Genomic DNA, 15710 nt, shown 5'->3' with positions numbered 1-15710 from the left:
GACGGAAGGAACACGAACCGTATGCGTACCATTCTCGACCCGGTCAGTGAGCCGGCGCACGACGCCTTCGTGGAGAAGAAATCCGAATTCATCGGCGATGTGGCGCATATCGACAGTCTGGACGAGGCGCTCGCCTTCGTCGCCACGATCCGTAACCAGCATCCGAAGGCCCGTCACGTGGCGTATGCGGCCGTGGTGGGCGGTTCGGACGGTCGCGTGTCGGAGCGTATGAGCGATGACGGCGAGCCGTCCGGCACGGCGGGCAAGCCGATCCTTGACGTGCTGCGTGCGAATGATCTGACGGATTGCGTGGTCGCCGTCACTAGATATTTCGGCGGTATTCTGCTGGGCTCCGGCGGCCTGATCCGTGCCTACTCCACCGGCGCGTCCATCGCCGTCAAGGCCGCGAAAGGCGCGGATATCGTGCCATGCCGTCGCTATCTTGTCACCTTGGACTACCCGCAGCTGGCGCGTTTCCAACAGTTGCTCGCCTCCGTCGACGGCGTGCAGTCGGACGAGACCTACGCCGCCGACGTCACGCTGACGGCCACATTGCCGCTGGATAATACGGCCGTTTTCGAGGAGCGTGTGCGTGAAACCTTCAACGCCACCATCGCCCCCGAACCCATCGACACGGTGAACAGGGCCATCGCCTCCCGCTGAACGCCGGTGCCTCTGGGCTACACTGGTGAACCATGACCGACGAAGAGAGCACCACAAGCACTGAGGGCGCTGAGGGCGCCAAGAGCGTCAAGAGCGCTGAAAGCAGTGAGAGCGCCAAGGATTTCGAACCGTTGACCGTCACCTATGAACGCCTGCGTCATAGCACCGACGCCGCCGAACTGTCCGAGTTCGCGCGCCGCCAGTTGCCCGACCGCGACGATCAGGCGGCCTTCTCCCGTGCCACGGCATTGCTTGAGGCGGTGGGCGGCAATCCGAACACGCCTTTGGAGGATCGCGTGTTCCTGGCTGAGACGATGCCGTTCCCGAATGTGCTGGTCAAACTCGCCAAGGATCCGGAAGCGTCGGTGCGTAAGGCGGTGGCGGGCAACACGGACGACAAGAACTGGCTGGTGGGCCGGTTGACCAAGGATCCGGTGCCCGAAGTGCGTGACGCGGCGCTGCGCAACAAGCGAACATCATGGAAGATGAGGCTCGAAGGGGCGCAGAGTCCGGATAGTGATGCTCAGATTCTGGACTTCCTTGCGACATTGGGCACCGAACTTGAGCCCGACGCGCCGAAAGTGCTGTCATCGATGGTGCGTCGCGCTGTGGCGCTGAATCCCAACGTTTCTATGCAAACGTTAGCGAAATTGGAGGGCGATCCGTCGCTGGAAGTGCGCCATGCGGTGGAAAAACGCCGCAGGGAACGTGAAAAATAGTTCGATATGTCTCAGCTAAGCCGTTACACTAAGGGACTATGAGCGAGAGAACCGAAAGCGAAGAACGCCTTGCGCGGCCGCTGATTCAATTGGCAAAGTTGACGGGGATTGCCACCAGCTATGTTGGCATGAGCCATGACTACCACGAGATCGAAGACGATGTCCTGGTTGCGGTGTTGGGGGCGTTGGGCATCGATGCCTCGAATGACGCCGCTATCAAGCAGTCGATCAGGCAGATTCTGGACGAGCGTCACGGCCGCTTGGTGCCGTACACCGTCCTGCACAACGTCGGCTCCGAAAGCCGTGTGCTGGTCAACGTCGGCATGACCGATGTCCCCAGCGCCACCATCACGTTGGAGAACGGCCAGGAGTACCAGGGCGAGATCCTTCCCGATGCGGGCGACGGTTCCGCCGCCTATCTGGTGGACGGCCAGTTCGTCGTCACTGCATCCGTTGCCATTCCGGCCGATCTGCCCGAAGGCTACCACACGCTGCACGTCACCGTCGGCGACCGCACTGAGGATGCCACGCTGATCAGCGCCCCCGCCAAGGTGGAACTGCTCGACGAAATGAAGCAGGGGCATCTGTGGGGCTGGATGGCCCAGCTGTATTCGCTGCGTTCCGCCAAGTCCTGGGGTGTGGGTGATTTCGTCGACCTCGCCAACCTGCTCAAGGACGCCAAGCGCAAGACCGGTGCCGACTTCACGCTGATCAACCCGGTGCACGCGGCCGAACCGGTGTCCCCGCTGACCCCGTCCCCGTACCTGCCGATTTCCCGCAGCCTAGTGAACTTCACCTACATCCGTCCGGAAGCGATTGAGGAATACAAGCTGCTTGGCGCGGAAAGCCTTTCCGAGATCCGCGAACTGTTCACATCCGTCGAACCGCTCAACGACCAGACTGAAATCGTCGACCGTGACGCCATGTGGCATGCGAAGATGCAGGCGCTGTGGATCATCTTCAAGGCCGGCCGTACCGCCGAACGCCAGCGCGCCTTCGCCGATTTCTGCGAGAAGACCGGTGAGGATCTCGAAGCCTACGCCACCTGGTGCCTGTGCTACGACAAGTGGGGTGCCGCGGAAGGCACGCCCGACAACTGGACGCATCGCTTCACCAAGGATTCCCCCGAAGTGAACGCCCTGCGCGAGCAGTTCCCCGACACGCTGAACTTCTACCGTTGGCTGGAATGGATCGCCACCGAGCAGCTCGACCGTGCCCAGAAGAGCGCACGCGAAGCCGGTATGCGCATCGGTGTGATGGCCGATATGGCCGTCGGCGTCCACCCGCTCGGTTCCGAGGCATGGTGGTACCCTGAACGTTTCGCCAAGGGCGCGACCGTCGGTGCGCCGCCGGACATGTTCAACCAGCAGGGTCAGGACTGGAGCCAGCCCCCGCTGAACCCGATCGCCTTGAACCGCACTGGCTACAAGGCGTACCGCGACATGGTGCACAACATGTTCACCCATGCCGGCGCCGTGCGCATCGACCATATCCTCGGCCTGTTCCGCCTGTGGTGGATCCCGTCCGGCCACAAGGCCAACGACGGCGCCTACGTGCACTACGATTCCGACGTGATGCTGGGCATCCTCGCGCTTGAGGCGTCCCGTGCGGATGGCGTGGTGGTCGGCGAGGATCTCGGCGTGGTCCCCGAATACGTGGCCAGCTCCCTGTCCTCCCACGGCCTGCTGGGCTGCGCGGTGGAATGGTTCGAGCAGTTCGACGGCAAGTTCCGCTCTCCGACCGACTGGCGTGAATACGCGCTGGCCTCGGTCAACACGCATGATCTGCCGCCGGCAGCCGGCTACCTCGAGCTGGAACACGTCAAGCTGCGCGAGCGTCTCGGCCTGCTGGAAGGCCCGGCGGAGGACTTCGAACGTTCCGCCATGGCCGAGCAGGACGCCATGATCTCGATGCTGCTCGACAACGGCTACATCAACAAGGATGAGGCTGTCGATCGCAAGACCCACGAAGCCGACATCATCGACGCCCAGTACCGTGCGCTCAACGATTCGCCGTGCAAGCTGCTCGCCGCATCGATCACCGACGCGGTCGGGGAGAAGCGTACGCAGAACCAGCCGGGTACCAACAACGAGTATCCGAACTGGCGTATCCCGCTCGCCGACGGCAATGGCAATGTGGTGAAGCTGGACGACATGTTCGATCGCAGCGATGTGCAGCATCTCGCGGCCATCATGCGCAATGAACGGTAGCGTCGAATAGCGCGGAACGACGATCCGCGCAACCGCCTGCAAGGCGTTTCCCGTAAGGAATCGCGCGTGCGGCCGAAAGCCCGTTTCGGGCCGGTCGCACGCGCGATTTTTTCGTATCGCAGTGTGTCGGCCATATGTCAAGCCTCGCCGATACACTTGTGAGCTGTTGTGTTTCCCTAAGGGGTCCTTCAAAGCGCATTCCCACTCGCAATCGAGGACTTTCAGGGAGCCCACGGATAATGAGGTGGAGGTTTCCGAAGTCACGCCCTAACCAAGCGTGCGAGGAACGCCGAAACCCGGAACACAATACTAGAAAAGGTAGAACAGTGAAGACTTTCACTCCGAAGCCCGCCGATCTGAGCCATGAGTGGTACATCGTTGACGCCACCGACGTGGTGCTGGGCCGTCTTTCGACTCAGGTTGCAACCCTTCTGCGCGGCAAGAACAAGCCGACTTACGCTCCGCACGCTGATTCCGGCAATCACGTGATCGTGATCAACGCCGCCAAGGTGGCGCTGACCGGCAACAAGCTGGGCAAGGAACTGTACAAGCACTCCGGTCGTCCGGGTGGTCTGCGTCGTGACACCTACGCGCAGCTGCTCGCCAACAACCCGGAGCGCATCATCACCAGCGCCGTCAAGGGCATGCTGCCGAAGAACAAGCTCGCCAAGGTGCAGCTTGGTCGTCTGCACGTCTTCGCCGGCGAAGAGCACCCGCACACCCCGCAGAAGCCGCAGGTCTTTGAGATCGCTCAGGTTTCTCAGCAGGCTAAGTGAACCGAAGGGAGATAGAGAACATGGCTGAAAACACCAACAACTCCGCGGTTCAGGAAACCGAAGAGGAGCTCACCAGCTACACCACCGAAACCAACGCAGGTGCCGGCACCGGTACTTCCGCGATTGAACCGGGCTACGGCACCGGCCGTCGCAAGGAAGCCGTCGCTCGCGTGCGCCTCGTGCCGGGTTCCGGCAAGTGGACCATCAACGGCCGCACCCTGGAGGAGTACTTCCCTTCCAAGCTGCTGCAGCGTGAGGTGAACTCCCCGATCGTCCTGCTCAAGCTCGAAGGCAAGTTCGACGCGATCGTCCTCGTTGACGGCGGCGGCACCACCGGCCAGGCCGGCGCCATCCGTCTCGGCGTGGCCCGCGCTCTGAACGCCATCGACCGCGATGCCAACCGCGCCACCCTGAAGAAGGCTGGCTTCCTGACCCGCGACGCCCGCGTCGTGGAGCGCAAGAAGGCCGGTCTGCACAAGGCACGTCGTGCACCGCAGTTCTCCAAGCGTTGATTTTCGCTTACTGCTGGAAACCCCTCGAAGGACATGCCTTCGAGGGGTTTCCTCGTTTTCGCGGCGATTTCGCATAAGCATATAGGGCCTGTGCGGGATGATTCGCTCCCGCACAGACCCTATATGCCCCTATACGCATTGTTTGCGCATCGCTGCCGCCATGATCGGCCAAGTGTCGTTCAGTCGAGCGTGGTCTGACGCATGATGGTGATGCTCATGGAAGGCACCGTCCACAGATTCGAATGTGCGCCCGACACGCTTTGCTGCGTGCTTGCCTCGACGGGGCTATTGCCATCCTGTTTATGCTGTTGGTCGCCCGCATGCTGCTGGGGGCGGTGAAGTCCCTTCAACATGCGTTGGCGGTCTTGGGCGACGCGCTGCTGCGCTTCGCTGTGGGCCAGCACGCGGTAGATGCGCGTCTTGGCAGTGAGTCCAGGCAACGTGACGGTTTCGACGTCGTTATTGCCCTGCGGCCAAGGTTTGACCGAGGGACGTTCCTCGGGATCGTCCTGCGTGGACTGCACTTCCTGGATGACCTGACCGATGCGGGTATCCTTCGGTACGAAATGGGTCCAAATGGAGTCCTCGTTGCTCAGATCCAGCTTCTCCACTTCCGTTCCCTTGGCGGGGCATGCGCCCGTGGTCTCCGCCGAGCACCAGAGCGGTTGCCATTCGGTGTCGGAAGGCAGGCGGAACTGCTTGTCGCGGCATTCCCCGTTCACCAGCAGGATCACGTCGAGCTCGTTGAGGGAGAGCAGCCGCATGGCGAAGCTTCGGATGCTCTTGTCGAACCAGTCCTGCTCCATGGGTGTCGTGCCGTCCGTAAGGAACCATTGCACGCGGCTGGACGGCTTCAGCAGGCCGATCTGGCTGAGCCTGGTGAAGAAATCCTCGTGGTGGTAGAGGTCAAGCGATTTGCGGATGGAAATCAGTCTGGATACGGATTCCAGGCGGAGCATCTCCGGCGTTTTGGTGCTGTGATACATCCAATCCCACTTCAGCCAGGTGATGTCGTTGTCCTGGCAGTAGGCGTTGTTGTTGCCATTCTGGCTGTTGCCGAATTCGTCGCCGGCGAGGATCATCGGCGTGCCCAGCGACAGCAGCACCATGCCGAGCAGGTTCTGTGCGGCGCGTTCGCGTTTCGCCGTGATAACGGGATCATCGCTCGGTCCTTCGACGCCGAAGTTGTTCGACCGGTTCGCATTCGAGCCGTCGTGGTTGTTCTCGCCGTTGGCCTCGTTGTGCTTGTGCGAGTACATGGTCAGATCGTTGAGCGTGAAACCGTCATGGCATGCGACGAAGTTCACGGAGGCGGTCGCGCCTCGGCCCGGATCGGTGGCGAACAGGTCCGCCGATCCGCACAATCTTGTGGCCATTTCCTGCATGCCGATGGTGTTGCCCTGCTGCTGGTCGGCTTCGGAAAGCCAGAAGGTGCGTGAGGTGTCGCGGAAGCGGTCGTTCCATTCCGCGAACGGGATGCCGAACTGGCCGGTGCGCCACCCTTGGTTGTCCAGATCCCACGGTTCCATGATGATCTTGAGGTTGCCGAGCAGCAGGTCGGAGCGCAGGGCGTACAGGAACGGATGGTATCGCGTGAATTCGCCGTCCAGACGCGCGATGCTCGGCGCGAGGTCGAAGCGGAAGCCGTCGATGCCGATGCGCTTGGCCCAGTATCGCAAGGAATCGACAGCGAAGGTCGTCACATGCGTGTTGGTGAAGTCCAGGGTGTTGCCGCAGCCGGTGGTGTCTTCCAGATAGGCGATGTTGTTCTTCTGCCTGCGGTAGTACGAGAGGTTGTCGAGGCCACGCCAGCAGATGCTGGGGCCTGCCGATCCGCCTTCGCAGGTGTGGTTGTACACCACGTCCATCAGCACTTCGAAGCCCGCGTCGTGCAGGGCCTGCACCATGTCGATGACCTCCTGGCGTACGGCGTTGGCGCCGGCTTCCTGCGCGGCCTTGGTGGCGTACGAGGCTTCGGGGGAGAAGTAGCTGAGCGTGGAGTAGCCCCAATAGTTGCGTTTGCCGCGTTCCTGCAGGAATACTTCCGGTTGGCTCGCCTGGATGGGCAGCAGTTCGATGGAGGTCACGCCGAGCCCTTGCAGGTATGCCAGCGTGGTGGGGTGCGCGAGGCCCGCGTAGGTGCCGCGCAGCTCCTCGGGCAGCCATGGTGCGTTGGCGGTGAAGCCTTTGACGTGCAGCTCGTAGATGACGGTTTTGCTCCACGGGACGTGGGGGTGCACGCTTTCGCTGTCGAGCTTGGTGGTGGCGCGGTCGTCGATGGCCACGGAGATGGGCATTCTGCCCAGCGAGTCGATGGTGCTCATTCTGCCGAACGGGTCGCCGACGATTTTGCCGTCCTCCAGCTTGCATTCGTAGGCGAATGCGGCCGGATCGAGTTGCATGGTGCCGTCGATGCCTTTCCCGTACGGGTCCAGCAGCAGTTTGTAGGGGTTGAATCGAACGCCGCGCGAGGGGTCCCATGCGCCGTCCACGCGGTAACCGTAGCGCATGCCGTCCCACGCCTTGGGGATGTGCACGGACCAGAGGCCATAGTTCGGGCCTTCCATTTTGAACAGGGTCTCGCGCACGTAGGTCGATTCGATGATGCGGGTGCAGACCTTGAATTCGCTGATCTGTTTGATGAGGGGGATGGAGGTGTTCGGGAACAGTCTGATCGCCTCGCTGTAGAAGGCGCTGGGCTGATCGACGGGTTCCAGCACGCAGAACCATACCTGATCGGCGGTTTCGGAGCGGACGATGGCGTCGGCGCCACCGTCATCGGTGAAGTACAGGCCTGGTCTCGTGGCGTAACGGTGTAGCGGTGGATTTTGCATATCTCTCATTGTAGGTGTCGCGGCTCCGGCTTGATGACCGTCGTGTATTGGCATGTTCCGCGCGACGCGCCGAAGAATCCTTTATGACAAGTACTTTAAGAAAACTGATTTGCAAAACAAAATGAAAGAATGTATGCTGAGGTCGTCGGGCAGAACGAACTGCCGAACGGAACAACCGTCGATCCGCATGTTGCGGAACCGCTTTCGCCGATGAAAGGAACGATCATGAAGGCTTTGGTGCTTACCGGTGTGAAGGAATTCGAAATCCAGGATCTTCCCACCCCCGAGATCCTGCCGAACGAGGTGCTCATCAACACCGCATACGCGGGCGTGTGCGGCACGGACCATGACCTGTACGCGGGCCGTCCGGGCTCCGCCGCCGCCGTTCCGCCGATCGTGCTCGGCCATGAGAATTCCGGCGTCGTCGCCGCGGTCGGTGCCGATGTCACCAACGTCAAGGTCGGCGATCGCGTGGCCGTCGACCCGAACATCTACTGCGGCCAGTGCGAATTCTGCCTGACCCAGCGTCCGGAGCTGTGCGATCACCTGAGCGCCGTCGGCGTCACCCGTAACGGCGGTCTGGCCGAGCAGTTCACCGCTCCGGCCACCGTGGTCTACAAGCTGCCGGACAACGTCTCCCTGCGCGACGCCTCCGCCATCGAGCCGGTGTCCTGCGCCGTGCACGGCCTCGACCTGCTCAAGCTGCGTCCGTACCAGAAGGCTCTGGTCATCGGCGACGGCTTCATGGGCCAGATCTTCGCCCAGCTGCTGCAATCGTACGGTGTGCATCAGGTCGATCTCGCCGGCATCTTCGACGAGAAGCTGCAGCGCAACAAGGAGCTTTTCGGCGTCACCGAGACGTACAACACCACCCGCGAGCAGATTCCCACGGACGCCTACGACGTGATCGTGGAAGCGGTCGGCCTGCCCGCCACCCAGGCCCAGGAGGTCGCCGCGGCCAAGAAGGGCGCCCAGGTGCTGATGTTCGGCGTCGGCCCACAGGAAGCCCATTTCGAGATGAACACCTACGACATCTACAAGAAGCAGCTCACCATCCAAGGGTCGTTCATCAACCCGCTCACCTTCCGCGACGCCATTTCGCTGGTTTCCGCCGGCAAGATGAACATCGGCGGCCTGATCAGCCACGAACTGGGGCTCGACGAGGTGCAGGACTTCCTCGACGGCAAGATCACGGGCGTTTCCAAGGCCGTCGTCAAGATCGGCAAGTGACGCCACGGGCCATCCGCCCACACGTATGAAATCATGGCCGTCGCCACGCGCACACGGGCGGCGGCCATGCCTCCCGCGGTGCGGGGCGCCGGCAAAGGGGCCGGAACCGCTGTGTGCGAACATTCATATGACTGTGAAACGATCTTCCCAACGTCGGTGAAGGTCGGGCAAGGGTTTATTGCTCATGATTAGGCTGCTTGAGCGCCTCGGCGTTCCCCGGGTGCTGATGCTCGGCTTCCTGGCCGTCGCGATCTTCATGACCGGTGACGGCTTCGAACTCACCTTCCTCTCCAAATTCATGGTGGATCAGGGATTCACCTCATCCCAGGCTTCGCTGCTGGTCACCGTGTACGGTCTGTTCGCCGCGGCGGGCGGATGGTCCGCCGGCGTGCTCGCCGAGATGTTCGGTGCCAGACGCGTCATGATGTTCGGCGCATACTGGTGGATCGGCATCCATCTGCTGTTCCTCGGCGTGGCCATCCCCAGCCGCATCTATCCGCTGATCCTCGGCCTGTGCGCCCTGCGCGGCATCGGCTACCCGCTGTTCATCTACAGCTTCGTGGTGCTGATGGCGCAGTACATCTCCCCGTCCAGACTCGCCTCGGCCACTGGATTCTTCTGGACCTGCTTCTCCCTGGGCATCGGCACCTGCGCCTTCTCGTCGCTGCCGACCATCATGACGTTGTACGCCGGCGAAGGCAAGCAAGGCGCCGCATTGTCCGCCTACAATCTCGCGGCGGGCCTCACCACGTTCGCCGGTCCCGGCATCGCCACGATTCTTCTGCCGGTCATCGGGTATGGCGGCGTGTGCTGGACGTATGCGGCGCTGTATGTGCTGGCATTCGTGCTGACGTTGTTCATCCGGCCACGGCAGCCCGGATTCGACGAGCATGGCCATCGGATCGCTAAGGCGAAGAACGGAACGGCGCCGCAAGACGATGCGGTGCCGGCGGTCAACACAGTATCAGAGGAAAGCATCGGCGTCGGCGTTGCCGCAGCCGAAGCCGTCTAGACTTAATCGCAGTCCAATCGTCAACGACGTCGATATGAACCGTCATCCATCAACCAATGCAAAGGAGACCATCATGACCGAACCCATGTCCGCCTTCACCACCGATCTGCAGCATTCCGGCATGATCGCCAGGGATCTGGACGAAACCATCGCGTTCTACACGGAAAAGCTCGGATTCGAACTCGCCGGACTGTTCCATAACGGCGACAACCGTTGCGCGTTCCTGCGCTACGGGCATCTGACCATTGAAACCTGGGAGGGCGAGCCGGCACCCGGCGTCACCGGTGCCATCAACCACTGGGCGTTCGACACCCCGGATATCGAGGCCGCGTTCGCCAACGCCAAGAAGCTCGGTCTGGAGTTCAAGGACACCGAGATCCAGCACATCGACAGCTTCTGGGAGCATGGCATCCGCTACTTCAACGTGTACGGTCCCAATGACGAGACCATCGAATTCTGCCAGATCGTGTGATAACCGGATCCGTAATGGCGGGAAGGGCCGCTGCCCCACCTGATTCCAAGGCGGGGCAGTGGCCCTTCCCGTATCGTGTTCACCTTCGGGGCAGTGGCCTCATACGCGTCCGCAGATGCCGTCCATGTAGTCGCGCACGAAACGCAGCGCGGCGCCGATGGTGTTCTGGTCCTCGATGCAGATGCTTTTCTTCAGTGTGAAGTCGGTCGTGAACGGGCTGAGCGACTCCGCGCGATGCTTGAGCTCGGTCAGCATGTCATCGTCCAGATATTGCGCGGCTTCTCCGCCGATGATCACGTCGCCTGCGATCACCGAACGGATATTGACGATCGCCTGCGCCACGTATCCCATCCATTCGTCGAAACGCTTGCGATGCCCGCGTTCGCCTTGGCTCAGCACCGAGAAGAAGCCGGGCATGCCTTCGCCGTCCTCCAGCAGGGCTTCCGGCGAGCAGTACGGATCCATGCATCCACGCTGCCCGCAATAGCAGGGTTTCCCGCCGGGCACCAGGCACATGTGCTCCACGGTGCCATTGGACAGGTTCGGCCCCTGGTAGAGTGTTCCATGGGCGATCACCGCACCGCCCGGACGCCGTTCCAGATAGATGCAGACGGCGTCGCTGATGCTGGGGTCGAACCAGAGCTCGGCCATGGCCGAAGCGTCCGAGTCGTGGATCATGAGCGCCGGGAATTCGATGTGCCGGGTGAGTTTCTCCAGCGTCAGACCGGTATTGCCGACGATCTGCCCGAAGGTGATCGCGCTGCCGTCCGGGGAGACTATGCCTTGGATGGAGAAGGCGACGCCGAGCACCTGGCTTCCCGAACGCACCACACGCCCCGTGAATTCGGTGACGAAATCGCCGACCATATCGTAGTAGTCGCTGGTGTTGCGGTAGGAGACGCGCTTGCGTTTGCGGGCGATCACCTCGCCGTACAGGTCCACCGCCACCAGCGTGACGCCGTCCGCGCGCATCCTCACGCCGATCGCCGCATGCGATTTCGCGGCGAACACGTAGGTTTGCGCCTTACGTCCGCCGGTCGATTCCGTCGGCTCGCCTCGTCCGACCAGTCCCTCATCCTCGAGGTCACGCAGATTGGCGGTGATGGTGGGCAGGCTCAGCCCGAGGGTCATCTGCAGATGCTGCTTGGTGGACGGGCCATGCCGGTACAGATAGTCGATCATCGCCTGACGGTTGGCCTGTTTGACCGCTGTGGATGGCATGGGCTTCATGACGTATCCTTTCTGTTTCGCGCGTCGTTGCCTATGTAGGGCCCCTCATTACTTTAGCAAAAGACTTTTTGAAATGTTGCCCTGTCTCGCGTGTCAAAAAAGTATCACAACGAGGTGGTTGGACACCAAAACACCCGGTTTTCCAGCATGAGAATGGTATTACGCCCAAGGAGGAGCGGACAGACACAACAGACAACGAAGTGCTGGGAAACGAGGAAACATGTCCATAGGATTGCCAAGGAAACTGCTGGCGGGATTCATTGCCATCGCCGTGTTCATGACCGGTGATGGCTTTGGACTCACCTTCCTGCCCAAATACATCGTCGATCAGGGATTCAGCTCATCTCAGGCCTCGCTGATGTTCACCATGTACGGGCTCATGGCCGCGGTCGCAGGCTGGGCGTCTGGCGTGCTCGCCGAGATGTTCGGCGCCAAGCGCATCATGCTCATCGGCGCGATCTCGTGGATCTGCCTGCACCTGGTGTTCCTGACCATGGCATTGCCGTCCGGTTCCTATGCGTTGATGCTCGCGGTGTACGCGATGCGAGGCGTGGGATATCCGTTGTTCATCTACAGCTTCGTGGTCCTGATTTCGCAGACCGTCGATCCGGGCAAGCTTGCCACGGCGATGGGCTGGTTCTGGACGTCCTATTCCTTCGGCATCGGCGTATTCGGCGCATACCTGCCGAGCTTCACCATCGGATGGGTCGGGGAATACGGTAGCTTGTGGCTGTCCCTGCCGTTCGCGGTTGCCGGTCTGCTGATCTGCCTTGCCTTGGTGCCGTCGACCCGCAACGAGAAGACGGAAGGGATGAGCGCCACGGAGAAGTTCCATGAGCTGAGCCGCGGTGCCACCATCCTCGTGGAGAACCGGCAGATCGCCCTCGCGGCGGTGGTCCGTGTAATCTGCAATCTCACGCTGTACGGATTCCCGGTCATTATGCCGCTGTATCTCGCCACCCATACCAATGGCGGCGGCGCATGGTTCGAAGTCTCGCAATGGAGCCAGATCTGGGGATTCCAGTTCGTCGTCACCGTGTTCGGCAACGTGTTCTGGGGGGCGTATGGGCGACCGTTACGGCTGGATGCGGCAGATGCGTTGGTTCGGGTGCTGGGGGTGCGTGCTCGGCACGCTGGGCATGTATTACATTCCCCGCTTCTTCGGCGGCAATATGGCGCTGATGTGCGCCGACGCGATTGTGCTCGGTCTGGGTATCTCCGCCTTCGTGCCGATGGGGGGCCGTCTTCCCGGCCCACGCCCCGGAGCATAAGGGCGCGGCGATTTCCGCACACAATCTCGCCTCCGGCTTGACCACGTTCTTCGGCCCGCCTCATCTCCACCGTCGGCTATGGCGGCGTGTGCTGGGCCTATGCCGGGTTCTATGCGGTCGGCTCGCTGATCACGGTGTTCATCCGGCCGAAGCAGCCCGGGTTCGATGAACGCGGGCGGTGACTGAAGGGCAAAGGTGCCACGGCCCTGGAATCACAGGAGTCTCTGGAGCCGAGCGGCGAATCGGCGCAGTCCGAGCCGGAATGTCGGGGGCAGGTCGTCGCTCGACGGTGAGAGCCCACTCGTCGGTGTCATCGGCCATAGTGCCGTGACCCGCCGGCAATCGAATGCGTAACCAACCAAACAACCAACCAAACAAACAACCGAACAACCTAACAAACACACACAGAAGGAGTACATCATGAAGGCAGTCGTTCTTGAGAGGAAAGGCGTCATCAACGTGCGTGAGGTGCCGGACACCCCGGCTCCGGCGGCGGGGGAGCTCACCATCGCCCCGCATACCGTGGGGGTGTGCGGATCCGATCTGCACTATTACACGCATGGGCGTGTGGGCAAATACGTGGTCGAACAGCCGATGATCCTGGGGCATGAGGCTTCCGGTACCGTCGTCGCGGTCGGCCCAGGCGTCGAAGGCTTCGAAGTCGGCGATCGCGTGGCCATGGAACCCGGCATCCCGGACATGAATTCCCGTGCCAGCAAACTCGGCATGTACAACGTCGATCCGGCCGTGCGTTTCTTTGCCACCCCGCCGGTGGACGGCTGCCTGTGCGAGACGGTCAACCATCCCGCGGCGTTCACCTACAAGCTTCCGGACAATGTGAGCTATGGCGAGGGAGCGCTGCTCGAACCCACCGCCGTCGGCATGTGGGCCGCCACCAAGGCCGGCATCAAACCCGGTGATGTGTGCGTGGTGACCGGTTCCGGCACGGTGGGCATGCTCACCGCCTCCTGCGCGCTTGCCGGTGGCGCATCCAAGGTGATCGTCTCCGACGTTTCCAGCATCAAACTCGACATCATCGGCAAGATTCCGGGAATCGTGCCGGTGGATCTCACCAAGGAGGATCTCGTCGAACGCGTGCGTGAGGAAACCGGAGGCTGGGGAGCCGACGTGATTTTCGAATGCTCGGGTGCCCCCAAGGCCTACGAGACCTTCTTCAAGCTCGTCGCGCCGGGCGGTACCGCCGTCCTCGTCGGCATCCCGGTCAATCCCGTGAGCATCGACATCACCGAGCTGCAGGCGACCGAGGTACGCATCGAGAATGTGTTCCGTTACGCGAACGTCTATCAGAAGGCCATTGACCTGGTCGCCAGCGGTAAACTGAACCTCAAGCCGTTCATCACCGACACCTATGTGATGGCCGATGCCAAGGCCGCCTTCGACCGTATGGATGAGGGACGTCCCGGCGATATCAAGCTGCAGATTACCGTGGATCGCGACTGAGCCGGGTATGGTTCGGCCCATCCGGTGGGATGGGCCGGGCCGTTCCGCCGGTGATGTCAGGGCAAGCGAAGGGGGCTTCGATGAATGCCGATATCATGCTCGCCGACCGTCGTCGGACCGTCGTGGAATCGGGTTCCGGGGCGTTGGAGGTCATCGTTCCCGATGCCGATGCAGCGGTGCGATGGGCAAGCCACGAGTATCCGAATTCACTGGCCAAATGGCATCATCATCCGCAGATCGAATTCCATCTCATCCGCGAGGGTTCGGGGCTGATGATGGCGGGAGATTGCGTGGTCCCTTTCCGTGCCGGGCATGTCGCCCTGATCGGTTCGAATCTTCCGCGTAACTGGGTTTCCGATGTGAAGCCGGGGGAGCGGTTGGCCCGACGTGACGTGCTGTGCCATGTGCGTCCCCAGACCATGAAGGCGTTGATGGCGTGTTTTCCGGAAACCGCCCGATTCAATCTGGTACTGCGCCGTGCCGCGCGTGCGATGGTGCTGTCCGGGGAGTCGGCACAGGCTGCCGGAGCGTTGCTGGAGGGGATGGGCGACCATGATCCCGCGCGACGTGTGGCCGATCTGATCGAGCTGTTCGGCGTATTCGCCGATGCCCCCGAGACCGAGGCATCCACGGTGGTGACGCCGGGGTACGATCTCGAGCTCAATTCCGACACCGAACGCACGGTGAACGAGGCCATTGCCTACGTCACGGAGAATCTGGCCGGGGAGATATCGCTGGAGGAGGCTGCTCGTCTGGTGTCGATGAGCCCTTCGGCGTTTTCCCGTTTCTTCAAGCGGGCGGCCGGTATCGGATTCTCGGATTTCGTGCGACGGCTGCGCATCGGCAGGGCCAAACGCATGCTGGCCACAACGGATCGCGCGGTGGCCAGGATCCGGGAGGAATGCGGGTATGACAATGCGTCGAATTTCAACCGGCGCTTTCTGGACGAGACGGGAACGACGCCGTCGGCGTATCGAAAGGCTCATCGGAAGGCGGGGCGGAAACCCAGTGATAACGCCGATCGGTGATCTCGCCGATGGGTGGTTAGGCGACGATCCCACTAAAATAAAACGATTTTGTAGAAGTTGTCTAACAAGGTAGACTTGAATACGTGAGTTTTAAAAAACGTTTTTTAGAAATAGGGGTGATGCAATGTTCATTTAACATATAAAATGAACAAAAGGTTACAATTAGAAGAGAGTGAACAGAGTTTCGTGCAAAAATAACCCTTGTTTGAACATTAAACACACGGAATATAACACGAAACGCACAACCCGCTTAAGGGATGAAAAGATGCAGTGGGTCATGTATATTGTGATG

The 15710-nt window shown here is 61.4% G+C and carries 12 protein-coding genes and 1 pseudogene; 11 read left to right on the top strand and 2 right to left on the bottom strand.

Annotation, left to right across the window (positions count from 1 at the left end):
• The first annotated feature begins 21 nt into the window (after positions 1-21).
• The 5 genes from BUB29_RS06145 to rpsI all read left to right on the top strand — a co-directional run bounded on the left by BUB29_RS06145 (position 22) and on the right by rpsI (position 4880).
• Positions 22-663: an IMPACT family protein gene (locus tag BUB29_RS06145; RefSeq protein WP_033522655.1), complete on the top strand. Its 642-nt coding sequence runs from the start codon at positions 22-24 to the stop codon at positions 661-663.
• 32 nt (positions 664-695) lie between these two features.
• Positions 696-1382 carry a hypothetical protein gene (locus BUB29_RS06140; protein WP_033522657.1) on the top strand — a complete coding sequence of 229 codons (687 nt, stop codon included), beginning with the start codon at positions 696-698 and terminating at the stop codon, positions 1380-1382.
• A gap of 38 nt (positions 1383-1420) precedes the next feature.
• Positions 1421-3592 (top strand): 4-alpha-glucanotransferase, encoded by a 2172-nt coding sequence (malQ, locus tag BUB29_RS06135; protein ID WP_033522658.1) that lies wholly within the window; start codon positions 1421-1423, stop codon positions 3590-3592.
• A 326-nt stretch (positions 3593-3918) separates the two neighbouring features.
• Positions 3919-4368, top strand: coding sequence for a 50S ribosomal protein L13 (gene rplM / locus BUB29_RS06130; protein WP_033522659.1), 450 nt, complete (start codon positions 3919-3921; stop codon positions 4366-4368).
• Between the two features lie 20 nt (positions 4369-4388).
• On the top strand, positions 4389-4880 hold the full coding sequence (gene rpsI, locus BUB29_RS06125) for a 30S ribosomal protein S9 (protein ID WP_033522661.1): 492 nt from the start codon (positions 4389-4391) through the stop codon (positions 4878-4880).
• 179 nt (positions 4881-5059) lie between these two features.
• On the opposite strand, the gene glgX is transcribed toward rpsI, so the two are convergent.
• Positions 5060-7714: a glycogen debranching protein GlgX gene (glgX, locus tag BUB29_RS06120; RefSeq protein ID WP_033522662.1), complete on the bottom strand. Its 2655-nt coding sequence runs from the start codon at positions 7712-7714 to the stop codon at positions 5060-5062.
• 225 nt (positions 7715-7939) lie between these two features.
• Here glgX and BUB29_RS06115 point away from each other — a divergent pair, with 225 nt between their 5' ends.
• The 3 genes from BUB29_RS06115 to BUB29_RS06105 all read left to right on the top strand — a co-directional run bounded on the left by BUB29_RS06115 (position 7940) and on the right by BUB29_RS06105 (position 10428).
• Entirely contained in the window at positions 7940-8944 is a 1005-nt protein-coding gene (locus BUB29_RS06115; protein WP_033522807.1) for a zinc-dependent alcohol dehydrogenase family protein, read from the top strand.
• Between the two features lie 184 nt (positions 8945-9128).
• On the top strand, positions 9129-9956 hold the full coding sequence (locus tag BUB29_RS06110; protein ID WP_033522663.1) for an MFS transporter: 828 nt from the start codon (positions 9129-9131) through the stop codon (positions 9954-9956).
• Positions 9957-10029: 73 nt separating this feature from the next.
• Complete coding sequence (locus tag BUB29_RS06105) at positions 10030-10428, top strand: VOC family protein (protein WP_033522665.1); 399 nt, start codon at positions 10030-10032, stop codon at positions 10426-10428.
• 99 nt (positions 10429-10527) lie between these two features.
• Here the strand turns inward: BUB29_RS06105 and BUB29_RS06100 are convergent, their stop codons facing one another.
• On the bottom strand, positions 10528-11658 hold the full coding sequence (locus tag BUB29_RS06100) for an ROK family transcriptional regulator (RefSeq protein ID WP_033522666.1): 1131 nt from the start codon (positions 11656-11658) through the stop codon (positions 10528-10530).
• Between the two features lie 220 nt (positions 11659-11878).
• On the opposite strand from BUB29_RS06100, the pseudogene BUB29_RS06095 reads away from it, so the two are divergent.
• The 3 genes and pseudogenes from BUB29_RS06095 (at position 11879) to BUB29_RS06085 (ending at position 15418) form a co-directional block, all read left to right on the top strand.
• A pseudogene (locus BUB29_RS06095) lies at positions 11879-13222 on the top strand (MFS transporter).
• Positions 13223-13349: 127 nt separating this feature from the next.
• Positions 13350-14390 carry an NAD(P)-dependent alcohol dehydrogenase gene (locus BUB29_RS06090; protein WP_033522667.1) on the top strand — a complete coding sequence of 347 codons (1041 nt, stop codon included), beginning with the start codon at positions 13350-13352 and terminating at the stop codon, positions 14388-14390.
• Positions 14391-14470: 80 nt separating this feature from the next.
• Entirely contained in the window at positions 14471-15418 is a 948-nt protein-coding gene (locus tag BUB29_RS06085) for a helix-turn-helix domain-containing protein (RefSeq protein ID WP_033522669.1), read from the top strand.
• The last annotated feature ends 292 nt before the right edge of the window (positions 15419-15710 follow it).

This window comes from Bifidobacterium merycicum DSM 6492 (genome assembly GCF_900129045.1).
GTDB lineage: Bacteria > Actinomycetota > Actinomycetes > Actinomycetales > Bifidobacteriaceae > Bifidobacterium > Bifidobacterium merycicum.
The sequence above is the reverse complement of the archived record's forward strand: the minus strand, read 5'-3'. Positions and strand labels throughout refer to the sequence as shown.

Coding starts and splice junctions, on each gene's coding strand:
- BUB29_RS06140 (WP_033522657.1), top strand. CDS start 696: ATGACCGACGAAGAGAGCACCACAAGCACTGAGGGCGCTGAGGGCGCC.
- glgX (WP_033522662.1), bottom strand. CDS start 7,714: ATGCAAAATCCACCGCTACACCGTTACGCCACGAGACCAGGCCTGTAC.
- BUB29_RS06145 (WP_033522655.1), top strand. CDS start 22: ATGCGTACCATTCTCGACCCGGTCAGTGAGCCGGCGCACGACGCCTTC.
- BUB29_RS06090 (WP_033522667.1), top strand. CDS start 13,350: ATGAAGGCAGTCGTTCTTGAGAGGAAAGGCGTCATCAACGTGCGTGAG.
- BUB29_RS06100 (WP_033522666.1), bottom strand. CDS start 11,658: ATGAAGCCCATGCCATCCACAGCGGTCAAACAGGCCAACCGTCAGGCG.
- rpsI (WP_033522661.1), top strand. CDS start 4,389: ATGGCTGAAAACACCAACAACTCCGCGGTTCAGGAAACCGAAGAGGAG.
- BUB29_RS06085 (WP_033522669.1), top strand. CDS start 14,471: ATGAATGCCGATATCATGCTCGCCGACCGTCGTCGGACCGTCGTGGAA.
- BUB29_RS06110 (WP_033522663.1), top strand. CDS start 9,129: ATGATTAGGCTGCTTGAGCGCCTCGGCGTTCCCCGGGTGCTGATGCTC.
- malQ (WP_033522658.1), top strand. CDS start 1,421: ATGAGCGAGAGAACCGAAAGCGAAGAACGCCTTGCGCGGCCGCTGATT.
- BUB29_RS06105 (WP_033522665.1), top strand. CDS start 10,030: ATGACCGAACCCATGTCCGCCTTCACCACCGATCTGCAGCATTCCGGC.
- BUB29_RS06115 (WP_033522807.1), top strand. CDS start 7,940: ATGAAGGCTTTGGTGCTTACCGGTGTGAAGGAATTCGAAATCCAGGAT.